The organism is Nocardioides pelophilus (assembly GCF_014180685.1).
GTDB lineage: Bacteria > Actinomycetota > Actinomycetes > Propionibacteriales > Nocardioidaceae > Nocardioides > Nocardioides pelophilus.
In genome coordinates this window covers 1-16,681 of the sequence record NZ_JACEHF010000091.1, presented here as the reverse complement: position 1 = coordinate 16,681, position 16,681 = coordinate 1, and the positions used below count along the sequence as shown (strand labels likewise).

The 16,681-nt window shown below is 72.3% G+C and carries 21 protein-coding genes and 1 riboswitch; of the genes, 18 read left to right on the top strand and 3 right to left on the bottom strand.

Going from position 1 to position 16,681, the window contains the following annotated elements:
* The first annotated feature begins 17 nt into the window (after positions 1-17).
* From H0488_RS25365 to rpe, 7 genes are read left to right on the top strand one after another with little or no spacing between them, the layout of a single operon-like run.
* Positions 18-1,070: a primosomal protein N' family DNA-binding protein gene (locus H0488_RS25365; RefSeq protein ID WP_446685622.1), complete on the top strand. Its 1,053-nt coding sequence runs from the start codon at positions 18-20 to the stop codon at positions 1,068-1,070.
* Positions 958-1,992, top strand: coding sequence for a primosomal protein N' (locus H0488_RS25415; protein WP_512698539.1), 1,035 nt, complete (start codon positions 958-960; stop codon positions 1,990-1,992). Before H0488_RS25365 ends, H0488_RS25415 begins: the two co-directional genes overlap by 113 nt.
* 29 nt (positions 1,993-2,021) lie before the next feature.
* Positions 2,022-2,567: a peptide deformylase gene (gene def / locus H0488_RS14695; protein WP_183100013.1), complete on the top strand. Its 546-nt coding sequence runs from the start codon at positions 2,022-2,024 to the stop codon at positions 2,565-2,567.
* A 7-nt stretch (positions 2,568-2,574) separates the two neighbouring features.
* Complete coding sequence (fmt, locus tag H0488_RS14690; RefSeq protein WP_183100012.1) at positions 2,575-3,501, top strand: methionyl-tRNA formyltransferase; 927 nt, start codon at positions 2,575-2,577, stop codon at positions 3,499-3,501.
* Between the two features lie 17 nt (positions 3,502-3,518).
* On the top strand, positions 3,519-4,910 hold the full coding sequence (locus H0488_RS14685; protein WP_183100011.1) for an RsmB/NOP family class I SAM-dependent RNA methyltransferase: 1,392 nt from the start codon (positions 3,519-3,521) through the stop codon (positions 4,908-4,910).
* A gap of 1 nt (position 4,911) precedes the next feature.
* Positions 4,912-5,868: a non-homologous end-joining DNA ligase gene (ligD, locus tag H0488_RS14680; RefSeq protein WP_183100010.1), complete on the top strand. Its 957-nt coding sequence runs from the start codon at positions 4,912-4,914 to the stop codon at positions 5,866-5,868.
* Positions 5,869-5,879: 11 nt separating this feature from the next.
* The gene (gene rpe / locus H0488_RS14675) at positions 5,880-6,548 is read left to right on the top strand and encodes a ribulose-phosphate 3-epimerase (protein ID WP_183100009.1); all 669 of its coding nucleotides are present in this window, start codon (positions 5,880-5,882) and stop codon (positions 6,546-6,548) included.
* Positions 6,549-6,581: 33 nt separating this feature from the next.
* On the opposite strand, the gene H0488_RS14670 is transcribed toward rpe, so the two are convergent.
* On the bottom strand, positions 6,582-7,070 hold the full coding sequence (locus H0488_RS14670; protein ID WP_183100008.1) for a hypothetical protein: 489 nt from the start codon (positions 7,068-7,070) through the stop codon (positions 6,582-6,584).
* Positions 7,071-7,252: 182 nt separating this feature from the next.
* Positions 7,253-7,408, top strand: a riboswitch (FMN riboswitch).
* Between the two features lie 129 nt (positions 7,409-7,537).
* Between H0488_RS14670 and ribD the strand changes: the two genes are divergently transcribed.
* Genes ribD through H0488_RS14635 form a run of 7 tightly spaced genes read left to right on the top strand, consistent with a single transcriptional unit; the run spans position 7,538 to position 12,520 of the window.
* Positions 7,538-8,602 carry a bifunctional diaminohydroxyphosphoribosylaminopyrimidine deaminase/5-amino-6-(5-phosphoribosylamino)uracil reductase RibD gene (ribD, locus tag H0488_RS14665; RefSeq protein ID WP_183100016.1) on the top strand — a complete coding sequence of 355 codons (1,065 nt, stop codon included), beginning with the start codon at positions 7,538-7,540 and terminating at the stop codon, positions 8,600-8,602.
* Between the two features lies 1 nt (position 8,603).
* Positions 8,604-9,239 carry a riboflavin synthase gene (locus H0488_RS14660; protein ID WP_183100007.1) on the top strand — a complete coding sequence of 212 codons (636 nt, stop codon included), beginning with the start codon at positions 8,604-8,606 and terminating at the stop codon, positions 9,237-9,239.
* On the top strand, positions 9,236-10,471 hold the full coding sequence (locus H0488_RS14655; protein ID WP_183100006.1) for a bifunctional 3,4-dihydroxy-2-butanone-4-phosphate synthase/GTP cyclohydrolase II: 1,236 nt from the start codon (positions 9,236-9,238) through the stop codon (positions 10,469-10,471). Before H0488_RS14660 ends, H0488_RS14655 begins: the two co-directional genes overlap by 4 nt.
* Before the next feature lies 1 nt (position 10,472).
* Positions 10,473-10,958: a 6,7-dimethyl-8-ribityllumazine synthase gene (gene ribH, locus H0488_RS14650; protein ID WP_183100005.1), complete on the top strand. Its 486-nt coding sequence runs from the start codon at positions 10,473-10,475 to the stop codon at positions 10,956-10,958.
* Between the two features lie 11 nt (positions 10,959-10,969).
* Entirely contained in the window at positions 10,970-11,233 is a 264-nt protein-coding gene (locus H0488_RS14645) for a phosphoribosyl-ATP diphosphatase (RefSeq protein WP_118927997.1), read from the top strand.
* A gap of 10 nt (positions 11,234-11,243) precedes the next feature.
* Positions 11,244-12,089: an ATP phosphoribosyltransferase gene (gene hisG / locus H0488_RS14640; RefSeq protein WP_183100004.1), complete on the top strand. Its 846-nt coding sequence runs from the start codon at positions 11,244-11,246 to the stop codon at positions 12,087-12,089.
* Complete coding sequence (locus H0488_RS14635) at positions 12,086-12,520, top strand: PH domain-containing protein (RefSeq protein WP_312856350.1); 435 nt, start codon at positions 12,086-12,088, stop codon at positions 12,518-12,520. The genes hisG and H0488_RS14635 overlap by 4 nt, the downstream gene beginning before the upstream one ends.
* Here H0488_RS14635 and H0488_RS14630 read toward each other — a convergent pair.
* Both H0488_RS14630 and H0488_RS14625 read right to left on the bottom strand, forming a co-directional pair.
* Positions 12,507-13,121 carry a nucleoside/nucleotide kinase family protein gene (locus H0488_RS14630; protein WP_183100002.1) on the bottom strand — a complete coding sequence of 205 codons (615 nt, stop codon included), beginning with the start codon at positions 13,119-13,121 and terminating at the stop codon, positions 12,507-12,509. The two genes, H0488_RS14635 and H0488_RS14630, sit on opposite strands and share 14 nt — an antisense overlap.
* On the bottom strand, positions 13,105-14,322 hold the full coding sequence (locus H0488_RS14625; RefSeq protein ID WP_183100001.1) for an amino acid deaminase/aldolase: 1,218 nt from the start codon (positions 14,320-14,322) through the stop codon (positions 13,105-13,107). Before H0488_RS14625 ends, H0488_RS14630 begins: the two co-directional genes overlap by 17 nt.
* Before the next feature lie 67 nt (positions 14,323-14,389).
* Between H0488_RS14625 and H0488_RS14620 the strand changes: the two genes are divergently transcribed.
* The 4 genes from H0488_RS14620 to rplT all read left to right on the top strand — a co-directional run bounded on the left by H0488_RS14620 (position 14,390) and on the right by rplT (position 16,530).
* A complete protein-coding gene (locus tag H0488_RS14620; RefSeq protein ID WP_312856349.1) occupies positions 14,390-14,938 on the top strand; it encodes an SseB family protein in 549 nt (182 codons plus the stop codon).
* Between the two features lie 235 nt (positions 14,939-15,173).
* On the top strand, positions 15,174-15,896 hold the full coding sequence (gene infC, locus H0488_RS14615; protein WP_220794607.1) for a translation initiation factor IF-3: 723 nt from the start codon (positions 15,174-15,176) through the stop codon (positions 15,894-15,896).
* 15 nt (positions 15,897-15,911) lie between these two features.
* On the top strand, positions 15,912-16,106 hold the full coding sequence (gene rpmI, locus H0488_RS14610; protein WP_183100000.1) for a 50S ribosomal protein L35: 195 nt from the start codon (positions 15,912-15,914) through the stop codon (positions 16,104-16,106).
* A gap of 34 nt (positions 16,107-16,140) precedes the next feature.
* Positions 16,141-16,530, top strand: coding sequence for a 50S ribosomal protein L20 (gene rplT / locus H0488_RS14605; RefSeq protein WP_149752161.1), 390 nt, complete (start codon positions 16,141-16,143; stop codon positions 16,528-16,530).
* The last annotated feature ends 151 nt before the right edge of the window (positions 16,531-16,681 follow it).

The following is a 16,681-nucleotide window of genomic DNA, read 5'->3' as shown; positions in this document are numbered from 1 at the left end:
CGAAGCAGGCCGCGCCGGTGGAGCCGGCGGCGGTCGACCCGGTGGCCCGGGTCGTCGTCGACCTGCCGCTGGCTCACCTCGACCGCGTCTTCGACTACGCGGTCCCGGCGCCGATGGCCGACCAGGCGGTGCCGGGGGTCCGGGTGAAGGTGCGCTTCGCCGGCCAGGACGTCGACGGCTACGTCGTCGCGCGGACAGCCGCCTCCGAGCACGACGGCAGGCTGGCCCCGCTGCGACGGGTGGTGAGCGCAGAGCCGGTGCTGACCCCGGCGATCGCCGAGCTGTGCCGGCGGCTCGCGGAGCGCTACGCAGGCGTGACCGCCGACGTACGCCGCCTCGCCGTGCCCCCGCGCCACGCCACCACCGAGAAGGAGCCGTCCCCGCCTGCCTCCCCGCCCGCGACGGTGCCCGCGCCTGGTGGGGACGACTGGGCGNCCCGCGACGGTGCCCGCGCCTGGTGGGGACGACTGGGCGGTCTATCCGGCAGCGACCGCGTTCCTCAGCCACCTGCGCGCCGGCGGCGCCCCGCGCGCAGTCTGGGGGGCGGCGCCGGGGGAGGACTGGCCGCGCCGCCTGGCCGAGGTCGCGGCGACCTCGTTGGCCGCCGGCCGGGGGAGCGTGATCTGCGTGCCCGACCACCGCGACGTCGCCCGGGTCGACGCCGCGCTCACCGACCTGGTGGGCCCCGGCCACCACGTCACGCTCCAGTCGGAGGCCGGACCCGGGCCGCGCTACCGCGACTTCCTGCTGGTCAGCCGCGGGTCCCGCCGGATCGTCGTCGGCACCCGCTCGGCCGCCTTCGCGCCGGTCCACGACCTCGGCCTGGTGGTGATCTGGGACGACGGCGACGACCTCCACGCCGAGCCCCGCGCTCCCTACCCCCACACCCGCGAGGTGCTGCTCGAGCGGGCCGAGATCGAGGGCTGCGCCGCGCTCGTCGGCAGCTTCTCCCGCAGCGTGGAGGCCGACCACCTGCTTCGCACCGGCTGGGCGCACGAGATCGCGGCGCCCCGGGCGACCGTCCGGGAGCGAGCCCTCGTCGCGGTGGCGGGGGTCGACACCGTCCGTGACCCCCATGCCGGAGCAGCACGGGTGCCGAAGGAGGCGCACGACGCGGTCCGATGGGGTCTCGAGCGCGGTCCCGTGCTGGTGCAGACACCCCGGGCCGGCTACGTCCTGCGGCTGGCCTGCGACCGCTGCCGGACCCCCGCCCGCTGCACGACCTGCGCCGGGCCCCTGCAGCTCACCGGCCCCACCACGCCGCCGCGCTGCCGCTGGTGCGCGACCGAGGCGCCGGCCTGGTCGTGCCGGGAGTGCGGCGGCCGCGGGCTGCGGGCGCCGGTGATCGGCGATGCGCGCACGGCCGACGAGCTCGGCCGGGCGTTCGCCGCGGTCCCGGTCGTGACGTCGAGCGGCGACCGGATCCGTGCCACCGTCGACGGCGAGCGTCGGATCGTGGTGGCCACCCCGGGGGCGGAGCCGGTCGCGGAGGGGGGCTACGCCGTCGTCGTACTGCTCGACACGTGGCTGCTGCTGCTGCGCGACAGCCTCCGCGCCGCCGAGGAGGCCCTGCGGCGCTGGTCCAACGCGGTCGCGCTGGTGCGGCCCGGTGGTCGCGCGCTGGCGGTGGGTGACCCGGGCGCGCCGGCTCTCCAGGCGCTGGTGCGGTGGGACCAGGCCGGTTTCGCCGGCCGTGAGGCCGAGGAGCGGCGGGAGGCGCGGCTGCCACCCGCGACCCGGGTCGCCACCCTGCGCGCGGAGCCCGGTGCGCTCGACGACGCCCTGACCCTGCTCGGGGTGCCCGAGCACGCGGAGGTGCTCGGCCCGATCGCCCCGCTTCCCGGCTCCACCGACACCGCCGAACGGGCCGTCGTGCGGGTGGCGCGGGCAGAGGGCGCCGCGCTCTCGGCGGCGCTCGGCGAGCTGCAACGCGTGCGTTCCGCCCGCAAGCTCGATCCGGTCCGGATCCAAGTGGACCCCATCGAGATCTGAGCCGGATCGGCCCCCACTAGACTCGACGCGTGGCCATTCGACCGATCCGCCTGTTCGGCGATCCCGTACTCCGGCGGCGGGCGATCGAGGTGGTCGACTTCGACACCGAGCTGCGCCAGCTGGTCACCGACCTCACCGACACCATGCTCGAAGCGCCCGGCGCCGGCCTCGCCGCGCCGCAGATCGGCGTCGGGCTGCGGGTCTTCACCTGGAACGTCGACGGCGAGGTCGGACACCTGATCAACCCGTCCCTCGACCTGTCCGAGGAGCTCCAGGACGGCCCGGAGGGCTGCCTGTCCCTGCCGGAGCTGACCTACGACTGCCTGCGGGCACTGTCCGTCGTGGCCACCGGCTTCAACATGTACGGCGACCCGGTGCGGATCGAGGGCTCCGAGCTGCTCGCGCGGGCGATCCAGCACGAGACCGACCACCTCGACGGGGTGCTCTTCATCGACCGGCTCGACGCCGAGGCCCGGAAGGCCGCGATGAAGGAGATCCGCGAGTCGGACTGGTTCGGGCTCGAGCAGCCGACCGTCAAGATGTCGCCCCACGCCACCGGCGGCTTCGCACTGTGAGGCCGCGATGAGGGTGGTCTTCGCCGGAACGCCCGAGGTCGCCGTACCCGCCCTCGACGCGATCGCAGCCTCCGCGCACGAGCTGGTCGGGGTCGTCACCCGCCCGGACGCGCCGTCCGGGCGCGGCCGGCGGCTGACCGAGAGCCCGGTCGCGACCCGGGCGGCCGAGCTCGGCGTGCCGGTGCTCAAGCCGGACCATCCGCGCGACCCGGAGTTCCAGGCCGCCCTGCGCGACCTCGCGCCGGACTGCTGCCCGGTGGTGGCCTACGGCGCCCTGATCCCGCGCAGCGCCCTCGACATCCCGGTGCACGGCTGGGTCAACCTCCACTTCTCGCTGCTGCCGGCCTGGCGGGGCGCGGCCCCGGTGCAGCACTCGATCTGGGCGGGGGACGAGATCACCGGCGCGTCGACGTTCCGGATCGTCGAGGCCCTCGACGCCGGCCCGCTGTTCGGCGTGATGACCGAGACCGTGCGGCCCACCGACACCGCCGGCACCCTGCTCGAACGGCTCGCCGAGGGCGGCGCGGGACTCCTCGTCGCCACCCTCGACGGGATCGCCGACGGGTCGCTGGAGGCGCGCGAGCAACCGGCGGAGGGCGTCAGCCTGGCGCCGAAGATCACCGTCGACGACGCCCGGGTCGACTGGGCCGAGCCGGCCGACCAGACCGACCGGCAGATCCGGGCCTGCACGCCCGGGCCGGGGGCGTGGACCACGTTCGAGGGCGAGCGGGTCAAGCTCGGGCCGGTCTCCCCGATCGCCAACGGGCCGGCGCTGTCGCCGGGGGTGCTCGCAGTGGGCAAGTCCGAGGTGCTCGTCGGCACCGGGAGCGTCCCGGTCCGGCTGGGCGAGGTCAAGGCGTTCGGGAAGAAGCAGATGCCGGCTGCCGACTGGGCCCGCGGCGCACGGCTGGCCGACGGCGCGACGTTCGCGTGAACCGCCAGGGAGCGCCGATGCCCGACTCCCGGAACCGTCGTCGACCGCAGTCCCGCCCGGCCGACCCCGCGCGCAGCGCCGCGCTCGAGGTGCTGCGCCTGGTCCGGACCGAGGACGCCTACACCAACCTGGTGCTGCCGGCCGTCATCGCTCGGCACGGCCTCGACACCCGCGACGCCGGTTTCACCACCGAGCTCGCCGCGGGCACGATCCGCCGGCAGGGGACCTACGACGCGATCCTGGCGGCCTGCATCGACCGGCCCCTGCGCCGGGTCGAGTTCGGCATCCTCGACCTGCTCCGGCTCGGCTGCCACCAGCTGCTGGCGATGCGGGTGCCCGCCCACGCCGCGATCAGCAGCACGGTCGACCTGGCCCGGGCGAAGTCCGGGCCCGGAGCCGGAGGTTTCGTCAACGCGGTGCTGCGATCGGTCGCCCGCCGCGACCTCGACGCGTGGATCGCCGAGGTCGCGCCCGACCCGTCGGGTTCGCGGAACGCCCGGATGGACCACCTCGCGGTCAAGCACAGCCATCCGCGATGGGTCGTCGACCTGCTCGACGTCGCTGCGCCGGACGACGACCTGGATGCCCTGCTCGCGGCCGACAACGTGCCGCCGAAGGTGACGCTCGTGGCGCGGCCGGGCCGCGCCGAGGTCGCCGAGCTGCCCGGTACGCCGACGCCGTACTCGCCGTACGGCGTGGTGCTCGACGGCGGCGACCCGTCCCGGATCCCGGCTGTGGCCGAGGGTCGCGCGGGCGTGCAGGACGAGGGCTCGCAGCTGGTCGCCCACGCGCTCGCGACGGCGCCCGTCGAGGGCCGTGACGAGCTGTGGCTCGACCTGTGCGCCGGCCCGGGTGGCAAGGCCGCGCTGCTGGCGGCGCTGGCAGCGCAGCGCGGCGCGCGGGTGATCGCGATCGAGCAGCACCTGCACCGGGCAGGCCTGGTGCGGCGCGCGCTGGGCGGTGACACACCCGCTGCCGGCGTCCTCGGCGTGCTCACGGCCGACGGCACCAAGCCGCCGCTGGCCGCCGGGACGGTCGACCGGGTGCTGGTCGACGCGCCGTGCACGGGGCTGGGTGCGCTGCGCAGGCGGCCGGAGGCGCGGTGGCGACGCAGCCCCGACGACCTGCTGCCGCTCGTCCTCCTGCAGCGCCGGCTGCTCGCCAGCGCGATCGACCTGGTGCGGCCGGGTGGGGTCGTGCTCTACGCGACCTGCTCGCCCGTGCGCGCCGAGACGGGAGACGTCGTGTCGTCGACGCTGAGCTCGAGCGACGCGGTGACCCTCGAGGACGTGCGGCCGTTGCTCCCTGGGGTGAGCGACGCGGACGGCCCGACGCCGGGGACGGCCCAGCTGTGGCCCCACCGCCACGGCACCGACGCCATGTTCCTCGCCCTGATGCGGAAGGCCTGACATGGCGTCGCCGTCGGTCGAGATCGAGGTCGACAACCGGGTCGTCAAGGTGACCAACCCGGACCGCGTCTACTTCCCTGCCCAGGGTTCCGACGGCGCGGGCGTGACCAAGCTCGACGTCGTCGAGTACTACCTGGCGGTCGGGCCCGGCATCGTCAACGCGCTCTGGGAGCGCCCGTGCATGCTGCACCGCTTCCCCAAGGGGCTGGCGGGGGAGAAGGTGCACCAGAAGCGGCTGCCCGCCGGGGCGCCGCCGTGGGTCGAGACGGTCCAGCTCTACTTCCCGCGGTGGGGCCGCACCGCCGACGAGCTGTGCGTCACCGAGCTCGGCGCGGTGATCTGGGCCGTCCAGATGTCGACGGTCGAGTTCCACCCGTGGAACAGCCGGCGCGGCCAGACCGAGCAGCCCGACGAGTGGCGGATCGATCTCGACCCCGGCGCGGAGGCGTCGTACGACTCGGTGCGCCGGGTCGCCCACGTCGCGCACGAGGTGCTCGACGAGCTCGGCGCCGTCGGCTACCCGAAGACGAGCGGCAGCAAGGGCCTGCACATCTACGTGCGGATCAGGCCGGACGGCGACCACAAGGTCGTACGCCGGGCCGCGCTGGCCTTCGCGCGCGAGGTGGAGCGCCGGGCGCCGGACCTGGTGACGACCACCTGGTGGAAGAAGGACCGCGACCCGGCGCACGTGTTCGTCGACTACAACCAGAACGCGCGCGACCACACGATCGCGGCGGCGTACTCGCTCCGCGGCCTGCCGGACGCCCGCGTCTCCACGCCGGTCCGGTGGGACGAGATCGACGCTGCGGACCCGCGCGACTTCACGATCCACACGGTGCCGCAGCGGTTCGCCGAGCTCGGCGACCTGCACCACGACATCGACGACCACGTCTTCGACATCGCTCCGCTGCTCGAGTGGGCCGACCGCGACGACGCCGAGGGCGACGACCCTCACTAGACTCCCGCAGCGTGGGACACATCCAGATCACCCCGTCGATCCTCAACGCCGACTTCGGCCGGCTCGCCGACGAGGTGGCGCGGATCCCCAGCGCGGACTGGATCCACGTCGACGTGATGGACAACCACTTCGTCCCGAACCTCACGTTCGGACCGACCATGGTCGAGGCGCTGGCCCGGTCGACCGAGACCCCGCTGGACGCCCACCTGATGATCGCGGACGCCGACCGCAACGCTCCTGCGTACGTCGAAGCCGGCTGCGGCTCCGTCACCTTCCACGTCGAGGCGGCTGCGGCGCCGGTGCGGCTGGCCCGGGAGATCCGCGCGGCCGGCGCGCGGGCGTCGATGGCGCTGAAGCCGGCGACCCCGATCGAGCCCTACGAGGACCTGCTGCCCGAGCTCGACATGCTGCTGATCATGACCGTCGAGCCGGGCTTCGGTGGCCAGAAGTTCCTCGACCTGTGCCTCCCGAAGATCCGACGCGCCCGGGCGATGATGGACAAGCACGGCATCGAGACCTGGCTCCAGGTCGACGGTGGCGTCTCCCTCGACACGATCGAGCGCTGCGCCGAGGCGGGTGCCGACGTGTTCGTCGCCGGCAGCGCAGTGTTCTCCGCCGACGACCCCGACGCGATGGTCGCGGCGCTGCGGGCGAAGGCCGAGAACGCGATCAGCGCCTGACGCGGGCCCTACCGCCGCCCCTGACCCCGGTGGTCACCGGACGTCGATCAGCGCGCACGACAGCCGGGGCGAGTTGGCCGTGCACAAGCGGTAGGTGCCAGGAGACGCGACGTCGGGCACGACGACCACATCCGGACCCGCGCCTCCGACCCCGATGTCGACCCAGCCGTAGCCGTCCTCGTCGACGCTCCACCATGTCGGTTCGCCCTTGCGGTTGTACCCGCTCGTGACGGCGCTGAGGTAGTAGCGGACCTCCCACCCGGTCCCCGTCCACTCGTCGAGCTGATACCCGATCCCGCGCAGCTGCTCACCGGGCCACCGGACTCGCACCCGATCGCCGGCGTGGTACGTCGTCCGAGCCAGCTGCATCCGCCGGTCCACCGCGGGCGCGAGCGTCGGTTGGGCCGTCGCCGAGGACGACGGCTCCGCGACCGGGCCTCCGGCTTCGGACTCCTTGCCGTCCGAGCAGCCGGCGAGGGCCAGGGTTGCGAGGACGCTCGCGACGGCCGGTGCCCGGTGCATGCGCATGACGGTACGACGGCCCGAGCCCTCCGGCGGTTCCATCGCGACGCTCTGGACGATGGGTCACCCGACCCATCGTCCAGAGCGTTGGTCTGTCCCTCCGTCGGCAACGCCTGTCGTCCGAGACGAGGGACACGTTGCGGGAATACCCCGCCCCTGTGCCACCATTGACCCTCAAGAGCTCGCGTGCTCTGGGGTCGGTGAAACTCCGAGCCGGCGGTGAATGAGTGAAACGGTTCGCTTCGCTCACAGTCCGCGACCCGATCACAGCCAGTGATCGGTTGACCAGGTGAGAATCCTGGACCGACGGTCAAAGTCCGGATGGGAAGTGCACGCACGAGCGGCCGATGTCGGCGGTCCAGCCGCGACGTCGTACGCCCCCCTGAACCCCCGGAGTCCGAGCAGAAGGTACGGACAAGGGGAAGAGGACAGCGGTGGCGGAGACCTTCGCCCAGGAGTACGACGCGATGCAGCGCGCGCTGCATCTCGCAGCGTCACCGGGTGTCCCGCTGGGACCGAACCCGCGGGTCGGCTGCGTGCTGCTCGCTCCTGACGGCACCGTGGTCGGCGAGGGCTACCACCACGGCGCCGGCAGCCCGCACGCCGAGGTCGAGGCACTCGCGGTGGCCGGTGACCTCGCTCGTGGTGCCACCGCGGTCGTGACCCTCGAGCCGTGCAACCACACCGGCCGCACGGGTCCGTGCGCCCAGGCGCTGATCGAGGCGGGGGTGGCGAAAGTCGTCGTCGCGCAGCGCGACCCGAACCCGATCGCGAAGGGCGGCCTGGAGACCCTCGCGGCCGCGGGCATCGAGACCGACAGCGGGCTGCTCGCCGCCGACGCGGCCGCTCTCAACCGGGCGTGGACGTTCGCCAACGAGCAGGGACGGCCGTTCGTCACCTGGAAGTTCGCGACGACGCTCGACGGCCGAAGCGCCGCCGCCGACGGCAGCTCGCGCTGGGTGTCGTCCCCGGCCGCCCGGCGCGATACCCACCTGCTGCGCGCGCTCTGCGACACGATGCTCGTCGGCACCAACACGGTCGCCGTCGACGACCCCCAGCTCACCGTGCGCGACGCCGCGGGCGAACCGCTGCCGCAGCAGCCGCTGCGCGTGGTCATGGGGGAGCGAGACCTCCCCGCGGAGAGCCGGGTCTTCGACGACCAGGCCGAGACCGTCCAGCTGCGCACCCACGACCCGCTCGAGGCGCTGCAGACGCTCTACCGCGACCACGGCCGGCACCACGTGTTCTTCGAGGGCGGGCCCAAGCTCGCGGCCGCCTTCCTGAAGGCGGGGGTCGTCGACGAGGTGCTGGTCTACGTCGCTCCGATGCTGATGGGCGGCGGCAAGTCGGCGGTCGGCCCGCTCGGCATCCGCAACATCAGCAAGGCGCTGCGGTTCGACCTGGTCGACACCATCGTCCTGCTGCCCAGCAGCGACGACCCGGACGACAGTGCCATCAACCTGCGGCTCACGCTGCGGCCTGGGTTTCGAGGCTCGCAAGCTCGCACCTCAACCACCGACAAGGGGGACTGACGTGTTCACCGGCATCGTCGAAGAGCTCGGCACCGTGACCGCCCTCGAGGACCAGGGAGACGCGGTCCGACTGACCGTCGCGGCGCCGCTGGCGACCTCGGACGCGGGCCTCGGCGACTCGATCGCGGTCAACGGCTGCTGCCTCACGGTGGCCGCCCGCGGCGAGGGGACGTTCACCGCCGACGTCATGAAGATGACGCTCGACAAGACCTCCCTCGGCGCCCTCGGCGAAGGGCACCGGGTCAACCTCGAACGCGCCTGCACCCCCCAGACCCGCCTCGGCGGCCACATCGTCCAGGGTCACGTCGACACCACCGGCCGGATCATCGCCCGCTCGCCGGGGGAGCACTGGGAGCTCGTCGAGATCGAGCTGCCCGAGCAGATCGGGCGCTACGTCGTGCTCCACGGATCCATCACCGTCGACGGGATCTCGCTCACCGTCGCCGACCTGAAGGACGACAGCTTCGTCGTCTCCCTCATCCCCGAGACCCTCGCGCGCACCACGCTCGGCTTCAAGCAGCCGGGCGACCCGGTGAACCTCGAGGCCGACATCATCGCCAAGCACGTCGAAAGGCTGATTGGTCTCGAGACGGTCGCCAGAGCGACCTCCTCGACCACCGAAAGGAAACTGTCATGAGTGTCCGTCTGGATCCCGTCGAGCGCGCGATCGCCGACATCGCGGCAGGCAAGGCGGTGGTCGTCGTCGACGACGAGGACCGCGAGAACGAGGGCGACATCATCTTCGCCGCCGCGAAGGCGACACCCGAGCTGATGGCGTTCACGATCCGGCACAGCAGCGGCGTGATCTGCGTACCGATGCCGGGCGCGATGCTCGACCGGCTGGAGATCCCGCTGATGACTCCGCACAACAAGGACAAGATGCGGACGGCCTACACGATCTCGGTCGACGCCCGGGACGGCGTCTCGACCGGCATCTCGGCGGCCGACCGCGCCCACACCGCCCGGGTGCTGGCGGACTCGGCCACCGAGCCGTGGGAGATCACCCGGCCCGGACACGTCTTCCCGCTGCGCTACCGCGAGGGCGGCGTCCTCGTGCGCCGCGGCCACACCGAGGCGGCGGTCGACCTGGCCAAGCTGGCCGGCCTGACCCCCGCCGGCGTGCTGGTCGAGGTGGTCAACGACGACGGCACCATGAAGCGCGGCCCCGAGCTGCGGGAGTTCGCCGACGAGCACGACCTGGCGATGATCTCGATCGAGGAGCTCGTCAAGTACCGCCGGCGCACCGAGATCCACGTCATCCGCGAGGCCGAGACCCGGCTGCCGACCAGCCACGGCGAGTTCACGTCGTACGGCTACACCATCACCGTCGACGGCAGCGAGCACGTGGCTCTGGTGTACGGCGACCCCGCGTCGCTGGCCGACGGCGAGCCCGTCCTCACCCGGGTGCACTCGGAGTGCCTGACCGGCGACGTGTTCGGCAGCAGCCGCTGCGACTGCGGCCCGCAGCTGAACGAGGCGATGGACCGGATCGTGGCCGAGGGTCGTGGCGTCGTGGTCTACCTCCGCGGCCACGAGGGCCGGGGGATCGGCCTGGTGGCGAAGCTGCAGGCCTACCAGCTCCAGGACGGCGGCCGCGACACCGTGGACGCGAACCTCGACCTCGGCCTGCCTGCCGACGCCCGCCACTACGGCGCGGCGACGCAGATCCTCAAGGACCTCGGCGTCGGCGAGGTCCGCCTGCTCACCAACAACCCGGACAAGGTGAGCAACCTCGAGGACTACGGCATCAAGGTGGCGGAGCGGGTGCCGCTCACGCCGCACCCGAACGACCACAACCTGGCCTACCTGCTGACGAAGCGGGACCGGATGGGCCACCACCTCCCCGATCTGGAGATTGGACGCATCTGACATGGCCGGACACGGAGCCCCCACCGCGCAGCCGACCGACTGCCACGACCTGCGGGTCGCGGTCGTCGCCGCGAGCTGGCACACCCAGGTGATGGACGGACTGCTCGAGGGCGCCCAGCGCGCCTTCAAGGACCACCAGGTCGAGGCGCCGGTCGTCGTCCGCGTCCCCGGCACGTTCGAGCTGCCCGTCGTCGCCGCGGCGCTCGCCGCGCAGCAGTACGACGCCGTGATCGCCCTCGGTGTCGTGATCCGGGGCGGGACGCCGCACTTCGACTACGTCTGCAACGCCGCGACCGACGGCCTGACCCGGGTCGCGCTGGACCACATGGTCGCGATCGGCTTCGGCGTGCTCACCTGTGACACCGAGGAGCAGGCCCTGGACCGGGCCGGTCTCGAGGGGTCGCAGGAGGACAAGGGCTACGAGGCGACGTCGGCCGCACTGCTCACGGCGCAGACCCTGCGCAAGGTCAAGCGCCGCACACCGTAGGCTGATCGCCCGTGAAGACGTTCGAGGAGCTCTGGGCCGAGCTGAGCGAGAAGGCGCAGACGCGGCCCGCCGGTTCCGGCACGGTCGCGGCGCTGGACGCCGGTGTGCACCAGATCGGCAAGAAGCTGGTCGAGGAGGCCGCCGAGTCCTGGATGGCGGCGGAGCATGAGGGCAAGGACCGGGCCGCTGAGGAGATCAGCCAGCTGATCTACCACGCCCAGGTCCTGATGCTCGCTCTCGGCCTCGAGCCGGCCGACGTCTACGCACACCTCTGAAAGAAGCCCGATGACCCTCAAGATCGCGATCCCGAACAAGGGAGCGCTCTCGCTGGCCGCGACCGACATCCTCAAGGAGTCGGGCTACCGCCAGCGCACCGACACCAAGGAGCTGCGGCTCGTCGACGCCGAGAACGACGTCGAGTTCTTCTACCTCCGGCCGCGTGACATCGCGCTGTACGTCGGGGAGGGCACGCTCGACGTCGGCATCACCGGCCGCGACCTGCTGCTCGACTCCGGCGCCAAGGCCGAGGAGGTCATGTCGCTGGAGTTCGGGCGCAGCACCTTCCGGTTCGCCGGGCCGCAGGGTGCGTACGACGACCTCGCCCAGCTCGCCGGGAAGCGGATCGCGACCTCCTACACCGGGATCGTGCGGACGTTCCTCGACAGCCACGGCATCGAGGCGCACGTCGTACGCCTCGACGGTGCGGTGGAGACGAGCATCCAGCTCGGGGTCGCCGACGTCATCGCCGACGTGGTCGAGACCGGGAGCACCCTGCGCCGCGCCGGCCTCGAGGTCTTCGGCGAGCCGATCCTCGAGTCCGAGGCGGTGCTGATCACCCGGACCGGCAACGGGTCGCCGGCGTTCGAGGTCTTCAAGCGCCGGGTCGAGGGCGTCATGGTCGCGCGCGGCTACGTGATGATGGACTACGACATCGAGGCGTCCAAGGTCACCGACGCGGTCGCGCTGACGCCGGGCCTCGAGGGCCCGACCGTCTCGCCCCTGCACCGCGAGGGATGGGTCGCCGTCCGGGCGATGGTCCCGCGAGACGGCGCCCAACGGCTGATGGACGAGCTCTGGGACCTGGGTGCGCGAGCGATCCTGCTCACCGACATCCACGCCTGCCGCCTGTGACCGCCCCCGACCTGCCCCGGACCTGGCGTCCTTTCGGCCCCCGCATCGCCGGGGTCGTGTTCGCCGTCGTCCTCGTCGGCGGCTTCGCCTGGCTCTGGGTCAGCTTCGACCAGCAGACCAAGGACACCGTCAGCGGCCTGCAGAAGGCCACGGTGATCTTCTTCGTCGGCCTCGGCCTGGCGCTGATCAACGGGCTCGCCCGGTCGCGGATCACCGCGACCGAGGAGGGACTGGAGGTCGTCAACGGCTACCGCAAGCGGCGGCTCGAGTGGGCGCAGGTCGTCCGGGTCTCGATGACGGTCGGTGCGCCGTGGCCCACCCTCGACCTCGACGACGGCAGCACCATCTCCGCGATGGGCATCCACGGGTCCGACGGACAGCGGGCGAAGGTGGCGGTCGCCGAGCTGCGGGCCCTGATCAGTCGCGGGTGACCTGACGGGCGGGACGCGCGCCGGTCCCGTCGACCAGGACGTCCGCCCGCTCGGCGGTGCGCTGGTCGGCGAAATGGGTGTCCTCCTGTCGCATCCACCCGTCCCACTGCGGCGCGAACGCCTCGCCGTCGCGGGCCAGCCCGCGCTCGCGGCGGAGCGCGCGGGGAGCGGAGACCCACACCAGGACCGTGATCAGGGTGGAGAGCTCGGCCGACCCTGAGCCGACGCCCTCCAGCACCAGCAGGGAAGGCGGCTCGACGTCGACCGTCTCGGCGAACTCGCCGAGGTGCCAGTCGTAGCGCCGGTAGAACCCGGGCCGCCCCATCGCGAGCGGGCGGACCAGTGTGCTCAGCTGGCGGGAGAGCGACCCGAGGCCGGCCCAGCCGTCGTAGAGGTCGTCCATGTGGATGACGGTCGCCGCGGGCTCGAGGTCCGCGACGCCGGCGGCGAGGGTGGTCTTGCCGGAGCCGGCCGGGCCGTCGATCGACACCAGCCGGGTCTCGCCGAGGGTCGGCCGTCGGCTGCGCGCCAGGTCGACGACCAGACGCGCAGCATCGGGCGGGAGCCGGGGGGAGCCGGCCTGCTCAGAAGGCGAGGCCATGCCCGCGATAGGTCGGCACGCTGTCGACGATGCGCTCGCCGGAGAGCAGGTGCACCGTGTTGGTGTGCTCGAAGCCCTCGCCCGACTTGGCGTGCCGGAACCACACCAGGTCGCCGATCTGCAGCAGCGCCGCGGGGTGACCGGTCAGCGGGGTCTGGACCTCGCCGGCACCCTCGAGCCCGGTCAGGTGCAGTCCGGCGGGTGCCCACGGCACCGGCAGCCGGTCGGCCGCGGCCGGACCGCTCGCGACCAGTCCGCCTCCGTGCACGGTCGCGATGTCCGGCGAGGGCCGGCGGGTCACCGGGAGCCCGAAGTACGACGCCGGCCGCGGCTCGAACGCCTGGTAGTGGTCGAACAGGCCGGGGACCAGGAGCCCGGACCCGGCGGTGAGCTCGGTGACGACGGGGTCGGCGCTCGACGACTCGAGCGAGCCGGAGCCGCCGGCGTTCCAGAACCCGATCGGGGCCACGTCCCGGAGGGCCTCGGCGATGGCGACCCGCCGCGCACGGAGCTGGGAGACCGAGGCGTCCTTGAGGCGGCGTACGACCATCGACCGCGCGCGCTGGTGGGGCACCGCGTCCGGTACGCCGGCGACCTGGCCCTCGTAGGTCATCACGCCGGCGAGCTCGAACCCCGGACGGTCGACGACCGCACGGGCGAGTGCGACGACGTCGCGCGGGTCGTACAGCGGTGACCGCTTCGGGCCTACGTGGCGGCCGCCGACCACCAGCCCGGCATCGATGTCGATGGCGACGCGCACCGGGACCGCGGTCGATGCCCGCTGCGAGTCCACCAGCTCGAGGTGGGCGACGTCGTCGATCATCAGCGTGACCCGGGACGCGGCCCGCGGCGAGGCGACCAGCGCGGCGAGGGCGGCGCGGTCGGCCGTCGGGTAGGCCACGAGGATGTCGTCACAGATGCCCTGCTCCTCGAGCCACAGCGCCTCGGCGAGCGTGTAGGACAGGACGCCGCGGAACCCGTCGTGGGACAGCGCGCGACTGATCAGGGTGGGCACCCGCACCGACTTCGAGGCGACCCGGATCGGCTTGCCGGCGGCGCGCCCGACGAGGTCGGCGGCGTTGGCGTCGAACGCGTCGACGTCGACGACGAACACGGGAGCCGGCAGCGGCGCGTCGTGCTCGCGGACCGCGGCGTTCAGTCTGGCCGCCAGGCGGTTGCGCGAGATCGAGTCGGACGGCATCCCGGCATCGTTTCACGGGGGTAACGCCGATGCGGGTGTGCCACACGGCCGATGGGACGATGGGTGGGTGACCGAGCCGCATCCGAAGCAGCGACTCATCCAGGGCTCGCCGTACGTCGACGACGACGGCTCCGCCGAGATGCCGCTCCTGACGTCGCTCCGGGCGTACGCCGGCGGTGCCGCCAGCTATCCGGAGGTGGTCGCCGCGCTGGCCGGCTCCCGGCTGCTGGTGCCGGTGGTCGCGCTCCTCGGCGAGGTGGAGTACGACGACGCCGGCCTGGCGCACGACAAGTCCAGCGACATGGCGACCGTGCTGCTCACCGGGGCGGACGGGCGGCAGGCGCTGCTGGCCTTCTCCGGCACCGACGCGATGCGCGCGTGGGACCCGGAGGCTCGACCGGTCCCGGTGGCTGCCCACCTGGCTGCGGCGACGGCCGTGCAGGAGGGCGCCGACGCGCTCGTGGTCGACGTCGCCAGCGACCACGTGCTGACGGTCGCCGGTGACGACCTGCGCCGGTTGGCGGCCGGTTGGCTCCCGGTGCGCCTGCCCGACGGCGGCTGGGCGTGGGCGCAGGTCGATCCCAGGGATTCGCGCGGCGGGGAACAACTCCGGTAGCATCGGGTGTTGACCGATCCGTCATCCTCGTCCACCCGGACTCGGATGGCAGATCTACAAGCGGGGACCAGCAGCATCCACGTCTCCCACCCGCATCGGCCGCCAGTCCAAGAAATTGGACGCCAGGTCGTCGGGTCCGGTCCACAGACCCGGTCTGTGCGCGTGAGCGTACGGGGCGACGGGGCTGCGACTGGCTTCCGCTTGAACGAGCGGAAGCCGTTCTTGTTTTTCGAGATTGCCGTCGAGGACCAGGCGCTCCGAGACCACCGACACTGGAGGACACATCAGCACCGAGCTGCGTATCAACGAGCGGATCCGAGTACCCGAGGTCCGACTCGTGGGACCCAACGGCGAGACCGTCGGGATCGTCCCGACCGACCAGGCACTCAAGCTGGCCCAAGAGGCCGACCTGGATCTCGTCGAGATCGCTCCGATGGGCAAGCCCCCCGTCTGCAAGCTCATGGACTACGGGAAGTTCAAGTACGAGAACGCCCAGAAGGCCCGTGAGGCACGACGGAACCAGACCAACGTCATCATCAAGGAGATGAAGCTCCGGCCGAAGATCGACGCGCACGACTACGAGACCAAGAAGGGTCACGTGGTGCGCTTCCTCAAGGCCGGCGACAAGGTCAAGATCACGATCATGTTCCGCGGTCGCGAGCAGCACCGCCCCGAGCTCGGGTTCCGGCTGCTGCAGAAGCTCGCCGAGGACGTCGAGGAGCTGGGCTTCGTCGAGTCGTCGCCGAAGCAGGACGGCCGCAACATGATCATGGTGCTGGGTCCGAACAAGAAGAAGGCCGAGGCCAAGGCCGAGGTGAAGGCCGCCAAGGAGGAGGCCGCCGCCGAGCGCGCCGAGGAGAAGGCAGCCGAGCACGCCGAGCGGATCGCTCACCAGCCGTCGACGCAGCGCAAGCAGAAGCGCGCGAACGAAGCGCTCGACCCCGACATCGACCTGTAGAGAAGGAAGCAAGAGATGCCGAAGAACAAGACGCACTCCGGTGCCAGCAAGCGGTTCCGGGTCACCGGCAGCGGCAAGATCCTGCGGGAGAAGGCCGGCAAGCGCCACAACCTGGAGAAGAAGGCCTCCAAGGTGACCCGCCGCATGACCGGCACCGTCGAGGTCGCCAAGAACGACGTCCCGCGCGCGAAGAAGATGCTCGGTCTCTGACCGGCCACTCGCACACCGAACAAGGAGCTAGAAGATGGCACGCGTCAAGCGCGCAGTAAACGCGGCGAAGAAGCGCCGGACCACTCTCGAGCGCGCCAGCGGCTACCGCGGCCAGCGCTCGCGGCTGTACCGCAAGGCCAAGGAGCAGGTCACCCACTCGCTGGTCTACAGCTACAACGACCGCAAGAAGAACAAGGGCAACTTCCGTCGCCTCTGGATCCAGCGGATCAACGCCGCGGCTCGCGCCGAGGGCATGACCTACAACCGGTTCATCCAGGGCCTGAACCTGGCCGGCATCGAGGTCGACCGCAAGATCCTTGCCGACCTCGCGGTCAACGACCCGGCCGCTTTCTCGGCGATCGTGGCCCAGGCGAAGGCCGCCCTGCCGGAGGACGTCAACGCTCCGGCCCAGGCCTCGGCCTGACCCACGCATGACCCTCCTGACGACAGCCAGCGCTCGCGTCAAGGAGGCAAGGAAGTTGAGCCGCCGCTCGGTGCGATCCGAGCGGCGGCTCTTCCTTGCCGACGGCCCGAAAGCCGTCGCGGGCGCCCTCGAGGTGCCCGAGCACGTGGTC

What these genes read in the sequence shown, in the direction of transcription:
- ligD (WP_183100010.1), top strand. Translation starts at nt 4,912, where the DNA reads ATGGCGTCGCCGTCGGTCGAGATCGAGGTCGACAACCGGGTCGTCAAG.
- H0488_RS14625 (WP_183100001.1), bottom strand. Translation starts at nt 14,322, where the DNA reads ATGCCGTCCGACTCGATCTCGCGCAACCGCCTGGCGGCCAGACTGAAC.
- H0488_RS14630 (WP_183100002.1), bottom strand. Translation starts at nt 13,121, where the DNA reads ATGGCCTCGCCTTCTGAGCAGGCCGGCTCCCCCCGGCTCCCGCCCGAT.
- hisG (WP_183100004.1), top strand. Translation starts at nt 11,244, where the DNA reads ATGACCCTCAAGATCGCGATCCCGAACAAGGGAGCGCTCTCGCTGGCC.
- rpmI (WP_183100000.1), top strand. Translation starts at nt 15,912, where the DNA reads ATGCCGAAGAACAAGACGCACTCCGGTGCCAGCAAGCGGTTCCGGGTC.
- H0488_RS14655 (WP_183100006.1), top strand. Translation starts at nt 9,236, where the DNA reads ATGAGTGTCCGTCTGGATCCCGTCGAGCGCGCGATCGCCGACATCGCG.
- H0488_RS14685 (WP_183100011.1), top strand. Translation starts at nt 3,519, where the DNA reads ATGCCCGACTCCCGGAACCGTCGTCGACCGCAGTCCCGCCCGGCCGAC.
- ribD (WP_183100016.1), top strand. Translation starts at nt 7,538, where the DNA reads ATGCAGCGCGCGCTGCATCTCGCAGCGTCACCGGGTGTCCCGCTGGGA.
- rplT (WP_149752161.1), top strand. Translation starts at nt 16,141, where the DNA reads ATGGCACGCGTCAAGCGCGCAGTAAACGCGGCGAAGAAGCGCCGGACC.
- H0488_RS14670 (WP_183100008.1), bottom strand. Translation starts at nt 7,070, where the DNA reads ATGCACCGGGCACCGGCCGTCGCGAGCGTCCTCGCAACCCTGGCCCTC.
- ribH (WP_183100005.1), top strand. Translation starts at nt 10,473, where the DNA reads ATGGCCGGACACGGAGCCCCCACCGCGCAGCCGACCGACTGCCACGAC.
- fmt (WP_183100012.1), top strand. Translation starts at nt 2,575, where the DNA reads ATGAGGGTGGTCTTCGCCGGAACGCCCGAGGTCGCCGTACCCGCCCTC.